10 protein-coding genes are annotated in these 12,852 nt (G+C 62.5%); 6 read left to right on the top strand and 4 right to left on the bottom strand.

Annotated features, from left to right (window positions below):
- Positions 1–251: 251 nt before the first annotated feature.
- On the bottom strand, positions 252–3,545 hold the full coding sequence (gene uvrB, locus VNX23_RS18045) for an excinuclease ABC subunit UvrB (RefSeq protein ID WP_325632207.1): 3,294 nt from the start codon (positions 3,543–3,545) through the stop codon (positions 252–254).
- Positions 3,546–4,007: 462 nt separating this feature from the next.
- Here uvrB and pgm point away from each other — a divergent pair, with 462 nt between their 5' ends.
- The gene (gene pgm / locus VNX23_RS18040; protein WP_325632205.1) at positions 4,008–5,657 is read left to right on the top strand and encodes a phosphoglucomutase (alpha-D-glucose-1,6-bisphosphate-dependent); all 1,650 of its coding nucleotides are present in this window, start codon (positions 4,008–4,010) and stop codon (positions 5,655–5,657) included.
- Between the two features lie 563 nt (positions 5,658–6,220).
- Here the strand turns inward: pgm and VNX23_RS18035 are convergent.
- Positions 6,221–6,460: a hypothetical protein gene (locus tag VNX23_RS18035; RefSeq protein WP_325632203.1), complete on the bottom strand. Its 240-nt coding sequence runs from the start codon at positions 6,458–6,460 to the stop codon at positions 6,221–6,223.
- 247 nt (positions 6,461–6,707) lie between these two features.
- On the opposite strand from VNX23_RS18035, the gene VNX23_RS18030 reads away from it, so the two are divergent.
- The gene (locus VNX23_RS18030) at positions 6,708–6,932 is read left to right on the top strand and encodes a hypothetical protein (RefSeq protein WP_325632201.1); all 225 of its coding nucleotides are present in this window, start codon (positions 6,708–6,710) and stop codon (positions 6,930–6,932) included.
- A 156-nt stretch (positions 6,933–7,088) separates the two neighbouring features.
- Entirely contained in the window at positions 7,089–7,796 is a 708-nt protein-coding gene (locus VNX23_RS18025) for a glutathione S-transferase N-terminal domain-containing protein (protein ID WP_325632199.1), read from the top strand.
- Positions 7,797–7,950: 154 nt separating this feature from the next.
- On the opposite strand, the gene VNX23_RS18020 is transcribed toward VNX23_RS18025, so the two are convergent.
- Positions 7,951–8,142: a cysteine-rich CWC family protein gene (locus VNX23_RS18020; protein ID WP_325632197.1), complete on the bottom strand. Its 192-nt coding sequence runs from the start codon at positions 8,140–8,142 to the stop codon at positions 7,951–7,953.
- Between the two features lie 113 nt (positions 8,143–8,255).
- On the opposite strand from VNX23_RS18020, the gene VNX23_RS18015 reads away from it, so the two are divergent.
- Positions 8,256–9,782, top strand: coding sequence for a DUF1800 domain-containing protein (locus VNX23_RS18015; RefSeq protein ID WP_325632196.1), 1,527 nt, complete (start codon positions 8,256–8,258; stop codon positions 9,780–9,782).
- A 14-nt stretch (positions 9,783–9,796) separates the two neighbouring features.
- Positions 9,797–11,023, top strand: coding sequence for a DUF1501 domain-containing protein (locus VNX23_RS18010; protein WP_325632246.1), 1,227 nt, complete (start codon positions 9,797–9,799; stop codon positions 11,021–11,023).
- A gap of 6 nt (positions 11,024–11,029) precedes the next feature.
- On the opposite strand, the gene VNX23_RS18005 is transcribed toward VNX23_RS18010, so the two are convergent.
- Positions 11,030–11,644, bottom strand: coding sequence for a TetR/AcrR family transcriptional regulator (locus VNX23_RS18005; protein ID WP_325632194.1), 615 nt, complete (start codon positions 11,642–11,644; stop codon positions 11,030–11,032).
- A gap of 129 nt (positions 11,645–11,773) precedes the next feature.
- On the opposite strand from VNX23_RS18005, the gene VNX23_RS18000 reads away from it, so the two are divergent.
- Positions 11,774–12,154: a DUF4267 domain-containing protein gene (locus VNX23_RS18000; protein WP_325632193.1), complete on the top strand. Its 381-nt coding sequence runs from the start codon at positions 11,774–11,776 to the stop codon at positions 12,152–12,154.
- Positions 12,155–12,852: the final 698 nt, after the last annotated feature.

Below are 12,852 nucleotides of genomic sequence, written 5' to 3'. Positions count from 1 at the left end.
CTCTCCATTTCCGTAGCGCTGAGTCTATTCCATGCTCAATCGAAAAGAGTCTCGGTGCGATCTCCTTGAAAGCAGCCCAATCATCTAATGATCTTTGCTTTCTTTGAAGTGCTTCCAGCAGTGTCGCGAAGCCAATCCACTCAATAAACTCCTTCCAAGAGTTCTCGGCACTCGTCCGTGTAAAGCCAGAGGCTAGTCTCACATTGCAAAGCGGACCAAACCTCCGCCCTCTGTTGCAGAGAAATGGTCAGCTACCGCCGCTTCCACCCACCACGTTTCCCGGGTGCGCCGCCGGTGGAGCGCGGGGCGGGGCCGAACTCGGGACCGGAGTCGCGCGAGTTGGCGGGCTGGATGATCTTGCTTGTGCCGCCGAAAGGTTTTTCCGGAAGCGCGCGGGTCGGGCGATAGGGCAGGGACTCCGGTCCGTGCATTTCGTCGAGATGGGGTTTGTGGACTTTGGAGGGAGACGGACTCGTGGACCCCCCACCCTGACTCTCCCCCGCAAGGGGGGAGGGAGAAGGAGCGCCGGCGCGGGGGGAGGGAGAAGAGGCATCGTCGCTATGGTTCACCCCACCCCGCGCGCTTGCAGCGCGCGACCCCGAGAGCGAGCTTCGCTCGTCTCGCCCCCCTCCAGGGAAGGGTGAACCGCGACGCTTCTTCATCGCTGACGCCGGCAGATTCGTCGCCTCGCCGTATTTCTTCGCGCCCGTATAGGGGCCGGCGTTTTCCGTCACCTTGACCTGCCGCGTGGTGGGATCGTCGACCACCGCCATCTCGGTGGCGCGAAGCCGCTTGACCTCGTCGCGCAGACGCGCGGCTTCCTCGAAATTCAGATCGGCCGCGGCCTCGCGCATCCGCGTCTCCAGATCAGCGAGCACCGCCTCGAAATTGTGCCCGATCGAGATCACGTCGTCGGCAATGCCGCCGTCGCCGATCTCGACCAGCACATGGTCGCGCTCGTAGACGGAGTTGAGGATGTCACCGATCGATTTCTTCACGCTCTCCGGTGTGATGCCGTTGGCTTCGTTATATTCCGTCTGCTTCTCGCGGCGGCGGTTGGTTTCCGCAATCGCGCGCTCCATCGAGCCCGTAACCTGGTCGGCGTAAAGGATCACCTTGCCGTCGACATTGCGCGCGGCGCGGCCGATGGTCTGGATCAGCGAGGTCTCGCTGCGCAAGAATCCTTCCTTGTCGGCGTCGAGGATCGCAACCAGCGCGCATTCGGGAATGTCGAGGCCCTCGCGCAACAAATTGATGCCGACCAGCGCGTCGAACGCGCCGAGGCGAAGATCCCGGATGATCTCGATGCGCTCGATGGTGTCGATGTCCGAGTGCATGTAGCGCACGCGGATTCCCTGCTCATGCAGATATTCGGTGAGGTCTTCCGCCATGCGCTTGGTGAGCACGGTGACAAGGCTGCGATAACCCTGCTGCGCCACGCGACGAACCTCGCCGACGAGATCGTCGACTTGCGTGCGCGCCGGGCGGATATCGACCGGAGGGTCGATCAGGCCGGTGGGGCGGATCACCTGCTCGACGAACACGCCGCCGCTTTCGTTCAATTCCCAGCCCGCGGGCGTCGCCGACACCGCGACCGTCTGCGGGCGCATCAGGTCCCATTCTTCGAACCGCAGCGGCCGGTTGTCCATGCAGGAGGGCAGGCGGAAACCGTATTCGGCCAATGTCGCCTTGCGGCGGAAGTCACCGCGGAACATGCCGCCGATCTGCGGAATGGTGACGTGGCTTTCGTCGGCAAACACCAGCGCATTGTCCGGCACATATTCGAACAGCGTCGGCGGCGGCTCGCCGGGGCGGCGGCCGGTGAGATAGCGCGAATAGTTTTCGATGCCAGCGCAGCTTCCCGTCGCTTCCATCATCTCCAGATCGAAGGTGGTGCGCTGCTCCAGCCGCTGCGCCTCCAGCAGCCTTCCCTGGGCGTTGAGCTGATCGAGTCTCAACTTCAATTCGCCCTTGATCGACTTGATCGCCTGCACCAGCGTCGGGCGCGGCGTCACATAGTGCGAATTGGCGTAGATCTTGATGAATTCGAGCTCGTCCTGCTTGTGGCCGGTGAGGGGATCGAACTCCTCGATATTCTCGACGGTGTCGCCGAACAGGTTCACGCGCCAGGCGCGGTCTTCATAGTGCGCCGGGAAGATGTCGATGACGTCGCCGCGGACGCGAAACGTGCCGCGGGAAAAATCGGCCGAGGTGCGCTTGTACTGCAGCGCGACGAGGTCGGCGATCAATTGCCGCTGGTCGATGCGCTCGCCCTTCTTCAGCGCAAACGTCATCGCGGTATAGGTCTCGACCGAGCCGATACCGTAAATGCACGACACCGACGCGACGATGATGACGTCGTCGCGTTCGAGCAGCGCGCGCGTCGCCGAATGGCGCATGCGGTCGATCTGCTCGTTGATCGAGGAGTCCTTCTCGATATAAGTGTCGGTCCGCGGCACATAGGCCTCGGGCTGGTAATAGTCGTAATAGGAGACGAAATACTCCACCGCGTTGTCGGGGAAAAAGCCCTTGAACTCGCCATAGAGCTGCGCGGCCAGCGTCTTGTTCGGCGCCAGAATGATCGCAGGGCGCTGCGTCGCCTCGATCACCTTGGCCATGGTGTAGGTCTTGCCGGAGCCGGTGACCCCGAGCAAAACCTGGCTGCGCTCGTTGCGCTGGATGCCTTCGACGAGTTCGGCGATCGCACCCGGCTGGTCGCCTTTCGGCTCGTAGTCGGACTTGATGACAAAGCGGACGCCGCCTTCGGATTTTTCCGGGCGGGGCGGACGGTGCGGCGTCCACACTTTGATGGAGCCGTCCTCCTTGCGGAATTCGGGACGGCCGTCGCGGATCAAGGTCTCCAGCGCCTCGGCGGTCGCGGCGACGCCGAGCGCTTCCATCTTGTTGCGGGGCGGGCGGGCGAGTGCCGCGGCATCTTCCTCCTCGGTGGTGAAACCGAGTTGTTTGGCGAGTTCCGGATCGAGCACGGGAATCGTCGCGGAGGTGCCGTAATTGGCGGGCGCGAATTCGCGTTGCGGGGGTTCGGAGAAGGCCATCTTTTCCCCTCCCCCTTGTGGGGTCCGAGGCGAGCGAAGCTCGCTCTCGAGGTCAGGGGTGGGGGTGACGTCTTGCGCGATCGTGTCGGGTGCACCCCCCTCCCCAACCCTCCCCCGCAAGGGGGGAGGGAGCGACGAAGCAAGCGGAGAGGTCGCCGCATCGCGCTTTGCCACATCATCACGCGTTCCGCGCGTCGAGGCGCGCGCGCGATGGGCGGCGGCCTCGCCGCCGGCGCGGCGGTCCCAGGAATTGTCCGGCGGCGGCTGCAGGCCGGTACTCTTCTCCCTCCCCCCTTGAGGGTTGGGGAGGGGGGTACTTTCTTTTTCAGCGCGTGCGCCTGTGGTCGATCCGACTCCGGCCTCACCCCGGTTGATCGCGGGATTGAGCAGTTCCGCAAGCGCAGGGCCGATCGGCTGCACGTCGGGGCGATGTGCCTTTGACTTCGGAGTTCTGCCGGGCTTTTTGGGAGTGTCTGGTTTCTTCGCCATCGCCTAGTGGTCCGATTCTAGCATTCGCATCCCGTTGCAGCGACCCCTTTTGCGAATGTTAGAATCAAAGGACCACTAGCAAACATATGTTTCTAGTGGAGTTTAGGATTTGACATTCGCTTTGCGGGCTCGTGGTGAGATGGGTAGCGAATGTCAAATCCACTCCACTAACCAATATGGGATGAGTCCGGACCTGAGAAAAGGGCAAAACTCCTTCCGGAACCAGCGCTGCCGCTCGCGGTTCTCGTTGTCAGCAGGTGTCAGTACGCGGGTTGATTTATGCCGTCATGGCCGGGCTTGTCCCGGCCATCCACGTCTTTGCGTCAGGCAGGAAGTAAGACGTGGATGCGCGGGTCAAGCCCGCGCATGACGGCGTCTACGGGTCGCCCTGTTCGAACTTGCATGATCCATCTACACTCGGCCGGCTCGCATTTCTCCACGAATTCCATTCCCGGAATCCCGATGTCCGCAACAATCCACCCGCTGGCAGGCAAGCTCGTCCCGCCCTCGATGCTGGCCAATATTCCACGCCTGGTGACGGCCTATTTCGCGCAGCAGCCGGACCCGAAGATCGCGGCGCAACGGGTGGCGTTCGGCACCTCGGGGCATCGCGGCTCGGCGCTGAACAACGCCTTCAACGAGGCGCATATTGTTGCGATCAGCCAGGCGCTCTGCGATTACCGCCGCGAGAAGGACCTTTCCGGCCCGCTGTTCGTCGGCATCGACACCCATGCGCTGGCCGAGCCGGCGCTGGCGAGCGCGCTCGAGGTGTTTGCGGCAAACGGCATCGATGTGATGATCGATCACAGGGATGGTTACACACCGACGCCCGCGGTCTCGCACGCGATCCTCACCTACAACAAGGCCCACGGCGGCGGCCTTGCCGACGGGGTCGTGATCACGCCGTCGCATAATCCGCCCGAGGATGGCGGCTTCAAATACAATCCGCCGAACGGGGGACCTGCCGATACCGATATCACCGGTGCGATCGAGCGCGCCGCGAACCGCTATCTCGAGAATGGTCTGAAGGGCATCAAGCGGATTCCCTACCAGCGGGCGCGCAAGTCTGCTTGCGTGCATCGGCACGATTACGTCACGCCTTATGTCGCAGACCTCGCCAATGTGCTGGACATGGAAGCGATCCGCGCCGCCGGCGTCAAAATAGGGATCGATCCCCTGGGAGGAGCCGCGGTGGGTTACTGGCAGCCGGTGATCGAGCATTACGGGATTGCCGCCACCATCGTCAGCGACGATATCGATCCGGCGTTTCGTTTCATGACGCTCGATTGGGACGGCAAGATCCGGATGGATTGTTCCTCGCCCTATGCGATGGCGCGTCTGATTGCCATGCGCGAGCGTTTCGACGTGGCGTTTGCCAACGACACCGATGCCGACCGGCACGGCATCGTGACCCGCTCCAATGGCCTGATGAATCCGAACCACTATCTCGCGGCCGCGATTTGGTACCTGTTCGAGCACCGTCCGCAATGGAAAGCGGACAGCGCGGTGGGCAAGACCATCGTCTCCAGCGCGATCATCGACCGGGTCGTTCAAAAACTCGGCCGCAGGCTGGTCGAAACGCCGGTCGGCTTCAAATGGTTCGTCGATGGCCTGATCGGCGGATCGTTCGGCTTTGCCGGCGAGGAAAGCGCCGGCGCCTCGTTCCTGCGCCGCGACGGCTCGGTGTGGACCACCGACAAGGACGGCCTGATCCTGGGGTTACTGGCCGCCGAGATGACCGCGCGCACCGGGCGCGACCCAAGCCAGTTGTTCGGCGAGTTGACGCGCGAATTCGGCGTGCCCTTCTACGAGCGGATCGACGCACCGGCAAACGCTGAGCAGAAGAATGTGCTTAAACGCCTGACGGGCGAGACGCTCGGCATGAAGGAACTTGCCGGCGAGGTCGTGCGCGCAACGCTGTCGGCGGCACCCGGCAACAATCAGCCGTTCGGCGGGATCAAGGTGGTCGCGGACAACGGCTGGTTTGCGGCGCGGCCCTCGGGCACCGAAGACGTCTACAAGATCTATGCGGAAAGTTTTCGCAGCGCGGACCACCTGAAACAGATTCAGAGCGAAGCGCAATCTGCCATCGCGCGGGCGTTCGGGGGGTGAGCTCGACGACTACGTTTCGGCGAATGTGTAAGGATGTATGGCGTCCCCCGTCATGGCCGGGCATAGCCGTTCGAAGAACGGCGTCGCTTCCGCTCGCCTATGTCCCGGCCATCCACGTCTTCCAGCAACATCGATCAAGGACGTGGATGCCCGGCACAAGGCCGGGCATGACGACTTTCTTCCAAAAGAAAGAACAAAGCCAGTCATGGCCGGCCGGGCTCGCGCGCGTCCTCCTGCCTGGGGGGAGCTCAGACGCGACTGCCGAGCGCCGCGGACAGCTTTGCGCGGTCCACGCAAGCCAGGCTGCTTCGGCCGGCCATGACAAAGGGAAATTCTTTCGGGACATCGGACGGCATGCCGGATGACCAACCTATGCCGCTGAAGAGGGGGAAGACGGATATGACGGATCCCTGATGATATCGAGGTGAATTCCGCCGCAGCGGAGGCAGCGCATGGTCCAGTATTCGTTACCCGCCCGTCCGCCGATCACGCGCAGCACCCGAAGCTCGCCGTCGCAATCCGGGCAATTGGACCGCGCCGCGTCGGACGAGTTCGCTTCGGTGTCAAGCGTGACTGGCCTGCCGCCTCTGTTCAATGATCACGGAGCGCTGGTTGAGATAGTCGATGCGGGTCTTGGCGTCGGCAATCGCGGCGTCCTTGTTGGCCCAGGCAAAGCCGACTTCGAGCTCCGGAAATGAGACGCCGTCGATAACGACAGGCTCGAAATCCGAGCGCCTGATCCTGGCGTGCCAAAGGCCTCTTCCGGCCTCGAAAGTCTCGATCTGAAAGCCGTCGTAATTCATGTGGTGTCCTTGCCGGTTTGAATACCGAGAGATCAGACCACGGATCGGTCCGGTCGCGTGTGAACTGCTTCACACGGCCATCAGAACTTTCACGCCGGAACCCGAGGCGCGATCCCCGGCCCGAATCCCGATCGCCCCTTAGGTACTTCTTTGGGCATGACTTTTCGCAAAAATCGGCTCCCGTTTTTTCCGGATCACGCTTTTTGGCATGTATGATGCGAGCCGTCCGAACCCACAGGAGCGAACCTTGAGCGAGGCGGCGGACGCGCTGGTGCTTGATCTCGTCGAATGGATCGCACGCGAGCCACGGCCTTACGCGCAAGTGATCGCGACGTGGCGGACATCATGCCCGCGCCTGACGATCTGGGAGGATGCGGTCGATTTGGGCTATGTCACGCGCGGCCATGACGCCATGGTCGTGGTCACCGAGCAGGGGCGGAAATTGCTGCGCGCGCACGGCCGCCCGGGCTGACGGCTTGTGCCATCTGGGCTTGCGGAACCAACACCGACTGTTGATGCCGTTTGCGCCCCTGCGGGCGTTGACTCCGCGCGGCGTTGAGGCAACCTTCATGCAAGCGCATCCACTTCGCGATCGCCCCCGAACTTCCGTCACTCAGAGGAACTCGCCATGATCGATCTCTACTACTGGACCACGCCGAACGGCCACAAGATCACGATGTTTCTCGAAGAGGCCGGTCTGAAGTATAAAATTTTCCCGATCAACATCGGCAAAGGAGATCAGTTCAAGCCCGAGTTCCTCAGCGTAGCCCCGAACAACCGCATTCCGGCGCTGGTCGACCATGAACCGAAGGGCGGCGGCAAGCCGCTCTCGGTGTTCGAATCCGGCGCGATGCTGCTTTATCTCGCCGAAAAGACCGGCAAGTTCCTCCCCACCGACATCTACGGCCGCTACGACGTCATCCAATGGACGTTCTGGCAGATGGGCGGACTGGGGCCGATGGCGGGGCAGAACCATCATTTCCGCAACTATGCGCAGGACAAGATTCCCTACGCCATCGACCGTTACGTCAACGAGACCAACCGTCTCTATGGCGTACTCAACAAGCGCCTGAAGGACCGTGAATTCATCGGCGGCGATTATTCGATCGCCGACATGGCCTGTTACCCATGGGTCGTGCCGTACAAGAACCAGGGCCAGGACATCGAACAGTTTCCGCATCTGCAACGCTGGCTGGAAACCATCCGCGTCCGTCCGGCGACTGAACGAGCCTATGCGAAGGCCAAGGAGGTCAATCCGAATTTCGGACAGCCTGCGATCCGCACCGAAGAAGAGCGCAAGGTGCTGTTCGGCCAGACCGCGGCGGTGGTGAAATAGCACCGGAAATCTCAGCTCGTAGGGCGCAATAGCAAACCGCGTTGCGCCGGGCTAAATCTTGCCGACACGATCCGACATCCCGGCATTGGTGACGGCGGATTACGCAGAGTTTATCATCGGGCGCGCGTTCGCGCGAACCGTTGGCTGATCCGCGCTACTGGCTTGCGGCCGCCGCCATCTTCCTCAGGCAATCCCGGCACAGGCAATCTTGGCCGTCAACCGGTTTCGGCAGCCGCGCGCTTTCCTCCGCGCACCAGCACGATCCGTCAAGGCTGCAGGCGAATTCCGTTCCGCACATGGGACAGGCGAGGCGTCGAGCGGACGGCATTTCTAACCGATTTGTCATGAATTGACGCCCAACTTCACCCGCGTTTTTCATCTCTGGTTCATTGTTTACAGCATTATAGTCCCAGCGTCACAGCGCTGCACGGTTTCGGAGAAATCATCAAGGAAATTTCGATGGCCCGCGATTCGCAAGCAGCGCTGATGGCGCTCAATCGTTTCGGATTTGGCGCGCGCGGCGGCGCCTCGGGTGATCTCTTCAATGCGGCCTCCGACCCGCGCGGCTTCGTCAAGGCCGAGCTCAACCGTCCCAACGCCGTTCGGCTCGAACTGCCGGGATTGCAGACGACGCCGGCACTGGCCCAAGCGGTGTTCGCCTTTCAGGACGAGCAAAAGGCCAAGCGCGAGGCGGCCGCAAAGACGGCTTCTGCCGCGCCCGACACCGCCCCGCAGGCGGCGGATGCGAAGCGGCAAAAAATGTCCGCGATGGCGACGCAGGACAAAAGCGGCGCCAACGCCTCGATGCAATCAGGCGAAAAATCGTCGGAGCCGATGCAGCCCAACGCGGCAAAGCCGCCGGCGCAGCCGCTCAACGTCATCCAGAAGACCTACCGCGCCGAGGCGCTGGCGCGGCTGCAGCGGGCGATGATGTCCGATTGCGGATTTACCGAACGGCTGGTGACGTTCTGGTCCAATCATTTCTGCATCTCCGCCAACAAGGGCGAACTGGCGCGAATCTGGGCCGGATCGTTCGAGCGCGAGGCAATCCGGCCGCATGTGCTCGGACGCTTTTCCGACATGCTGAAGGCGGTCGAGCAGCATCCGGCGATGCTGTTCTTTCTCGACAACCAGCAATCGCTGGGTCCGGACTCGCGCGCCGGCCAAAACCGCAAGCGGGGGCTGAACGAGAATCTCGCGCGCGAGATCATGGAGTTGCACACGCTGGGTGTCGGCGGCGGCTATACCCAGGACGACGTGACGTCGCTGGCGCGCATCATTACGGGATGGACCTTTGCCGGACGGCAAGGCCAATTGGGATCGCCGGGCACGTTCGTGTTCAACGAGAATGCGCATCAGCCGGGCGAGCAACGCCTGCTCGGCAAGACTTACGCCGACAGCGGACTGGCGCAGGGCGAAGCGGCGCTTGCCGACATCGCGCGCCATCCTTCGACCGCGAAATTCATCGCTACCAAATTCGCGCGTCACTTCGTGGCCGACGACCCGCCGCAGGCGCTTGTGGCACGGCTGCAGGAAGCGTTCCGCAAATCCGACGGCGACCTCAGGCTGCTCGCGGCGACGCTTGTGGATTCCGACGAGGCCTGGCGTGCGCCGCCCACCAAGATTCGCAGCCCTTACGAATATCTCGTAGCCGCCGGCCGCCTGCTGGCGCAAATCCCGGATGAGCCGAGCCGCTATCTCGGCGGCCTCAACCTGCTCGGTCAGCCGTTGTGGACGCCGGCGGGGCCGAACGGATTTGCCGACACCAACGCGGCCTGGGCCGCGCCGGAGGGCATGAAGCTGCGGCTCGACATTGCCGCGCAAATCGCCTCGCGCCTCGGCGACAACGTCGATCCGCGCGAGCTGTTGGAGCTTGTCGCGGCGGACGCGGCCTCGGTGGAGACACGGCGCACCATCGAGCGCGCGGAGACACGTCAGCAGGCTTTGGCGCTGCTGTTGATGTCGCCGGAATTCCAGAGGAGATGACGCAAGAGGAGATGATGATGGACTGCTGCGAAAACCGCACCCTTTCTGCATCGTCGCGGCGCGCGCTGCTCGTCGGCGGCGCATCGTTCGCCGCCTGGGCCTTTTTGCCCAAATTTTCTCGCGCCGCCGATGGCCGCGACCCGCGCCTGATCGTCCTCATCCTGCGCGGCGCGCTCGATGGTCTTGCCACCGTCGCGCCGATCGGCGATCCCGACTACGCGCCCCTGCATGGTTCGATCGCGCTTGCGTCCGATGGCCCGCATGCGGCCATCATGCTCGACCCGTTCTTCGCGCTGCATCCCTCGATGGGCGAATTCGCCCGGATGTATCGCGAGAAACATGCCGCAGTGATTCACGCGGTGGCGACGCCCTATCGCGACCGTTCGCATTTCGACGGGCAGGACGTGCTCGAAAGCGGCTTTGCCGGCCCGGGCCGGGTGCAGTCGGGCTGGCTCAATCGCGCGCTCGAAGTTTTGCCGAAGGGCGGACGCGTGAGCGGAGGACTGGCGGTCGGCGCGACCACGCCGCTGGTGCTGCGTGGCGCAGCCCCAACGGTCGGCTGGGTGCCCGCCGCATTGCCGCAAGCCGACGACGACACCGCGGCGCGCCTGATCGATCTCTATCAGCATCGCGATCCGACACTGGCAACCGCGCTGTCGCAAGGCCTCAAGCTCGAAAAGATCGCGCTCGGCGACGACATGAAGCCGAAGCCGGGCACCAACAATGCGGGCGCGATGCGACAGGTTTCGCGCGGTGCCGCCAAGCTGATGGTGGCCGACGACGGCCCGCGCATCGCCGCGCTTGCCTTCGACGGCTGGGATACCCACGCCAATGAAGGCGGCCCGGTCGGTCGTCTCGCGCAATTGCTCTCAGGGCTCGACGGCGCGCTGGGCGAACTTGAAAGCGGGCTTGGCGAGAGGTGGCGCGACACGGTGGTCGTGGTTGCGACCGAGTTCGGCCGCACGGCGCGGATCAACGGCACCGAGGGCACCGATCACGGCACCGGCACCGTCGCGCTGCTTGCGGGCGGTGCGGTGAAGGGTGGACGGGTGATCGCCGACTGGCCGGGGTTGAAAGCGGCCAATCTCTACGAGGGCCGCGACCTCGCGCCGACTTGCGATCTTCGCGCCGCGCTCAAGGGCGTGCTGCGCGATCATCTCGGCGTTAGCGAGCGCGTGCTGGCCGAGCGGGTGTTTCCCGACAGCGCGCAGGTCAAGCCGATGCAGGGGTTGATCGGGTGATCTTCTTCACTCGCTCCGCGCTTTGCGGGGAGAGGCCGCAATCGAGCTATTTCCGGAAACTACGATCGCGCGAACAACAAGTGCGATGCGTTCGCCGCGCGCGCTGGGCCTGATTCGGCCTGAACGTTCGAGTTCAGCGAGCCCATGAAGGGCTGCCCAAAAAGTCTCGGTCGCGACGGCTACATCGACGCAGAACGGCGTTACGACTGCCGCAAGGGCTTCGAAAGCGGCATGTAGTTCCGGTCTGGTCCCAGCTTCGGCGAACCGCAGATCTGTGGGGAGGATAAACATGGCCTCGTAGAGTGCAGGATGACGCAGTGCAAAGGCGAGATAGGCGATCGCGACATTCTTGAGGGCATTTCGTCGTCCGGTCGATCCGCTTGCCGCTTCCCGAAGAGCTACTGTGATCTCCTGAAAACCCTCGACTGCGACTGCTGCGACAATCGCATCCTTGTTCTCGAAATGTGAATAGAGGACTGGCTGACTATATTCGATCTCTTCGGCCAGGCGGCGGATTGTAACGGCATCCCATCCTTCGCGCTCTGCGATCACGCGCGCTGCCGCGATGATACGGCACTCGCGCTCAGCCCGTTCCCTGCCTTTCCGCTCGGCGATACCCAATCCTCGATCTCCCAGACCCGGAAGGCCCTAAATATCTCAAGATCATACTGATGCTTGACAATCTAGCAATGCTAGTTTATATTTCTAGCGACGCTAGGTTATCTTTCGTGGCTAGAGTAGGAGATGGTGATGCATTGGCTTCCGGTCGGAATGGCGTTGCTCGTGGCTCTCGCGATTATCGCGATCGGCACCCAATATGTCGTGAGCCCGAGGACCGCGACACGCAGTTTCGGCCTGCCGCTTCCTGAAGACGGTGCCAACATCGCCTGGTGGCTTCGCCTCAAGGGTGTTCGTGACATCGCGTCGGGATTGACCGTACTGGCGTTCATGGCGTGGGGTGTCCCGCGCGGGGTCGGCATCATCCTGCTTGTTGAAGCCATCATCCCCGTGGGCGACATGCTGGTCATTCTTGCAGCGAAAGGCTCCACCAAAAGCGCCTTCGGCATGCACGGCCTCACGGCGGTGCTTATGGTCCTGGCAGCCATCCCCATGATGATTGGTGCGTCCTGAGATGGTCCATGCTCTTTCAATCTGGCTGCTCGTTGCCGGCTTCTTTGGCGCAGATCTCTTCAACGCGAGTGGTTCACGTGGCCTGGCCATATCCGATGGCCGTGGAGTGTCATCGCGGACGTCGCTATTTTCCTTTAACTGGCGGATGGATCGTCTCCGCCAAAGACCGGCATCAAGGTATGATCGCGTTCGCGCGTCGAGTGGCGCTCCCCCTCCTTCTTCGGCGGAACCGTTAGTGAGTTATGCGACAAGCGACTCGCCCCGTTCTCAGGGGGCCGCTCAGCCATCCTTCTCCGGCGCCGCACTGCTTTGAGAAAAATCAGGACCAATATTATGACCATGTGACGCTCCAACGGGACTTTCGTGATGCGCCAGCGATGCCGAGCCGACGAGGTTAACGTGCGTATGAACCGCGACGAGTTGGAAATCCTCGTTTACACCCATGTAAATGCCAAGACAGACGCCGATGATCAGGCAGGCGAAACGGTGTCAATGCGAGCCATAGTTCTTCCTCATCGTGATTCGTGGTTCAACACAGCGGACATGATCCCTGAACGGCGGGCAGCGGAGTAGTATTCGCTAAGTCGGCGGAGCGTTCTTTCGATCATATCTGTCGCTTTTGTGCTTTAAACGTCCGTTGCGGAGACGTTACTCATCGATGGGCGGCCCAACAGTGCCTGATCCGAATGGTTCGACTA

The organism is Bradyrhizobium sp., from assembly GCF_035570375.1.
In the GTDB taxonomy this organism is placed as follows: Bacteria; Pseudomonadota; Alphaproteobacteria; order Rhizobiales; family Xanthobacteraceae; genus Bradyrhizobium.
The sequence above is the reverse complement of the archived record's forward strand: the minus strand, read 5'-3'. Positions and strand labels throughout refer to the sequence as shown.

Coding starts and splice junctions, on each gene's coding strand:
- uvrB (WP_325632207.1), bottom strand. CDS start 3,545: ATGGCGAAGAAACCAGACACTCCCAAAAAGCCCGGCAGAACTCCGAAG.
- pgm (WP_325632205.1), top strand. CDS start 4,008: ATGTCCGCAACAATCCACCCGCTGGCAGGCAAGCTCGTCCCGCCCTCG.
- VNX23_RS18035 (WP_325632203.1), bottom strand. CDS start 6,460: ATGAATTACGACGGCTTTCAGATCGAGACTTTCGAGGCCGGAAGAGGC.
- VNX23_RS18025 (WP_325632199.1), top strand. CDS start 7,089: ATGATCGATCTCTACTACTGGACCACGCCGAACGGCCACAAGATCACG.
- VNX23_RS18020 (WP_325632197.1), bottom strand. CDS start 8,142: ATGACAAATCGGTTAGAAATGCCGTCCGCTCGACGCCTCGCCTGTCCC.
- VNX23_RS18015 (WP_325632196.1), top strand. CDS start 8,256: ATGGCCCGCGATTCGCAAGCAGCGCTGATGGCGCTCAATCGTTTCGGA.
- VNX23_RS18010 (WP_325632246.1), top strand. CDS start 9,797: ATGATGGACTGCTGCGAAAACCGCACCCTTTCTGCATCGTCGCGGCGC.
- VNX23_RS18000 (WP_325632193.1), top strand. CDS start 11,774: ATGCATTGGCTTCCGGTCGGAATGGCGTTGCTCGTGGCTCTCGCGATT.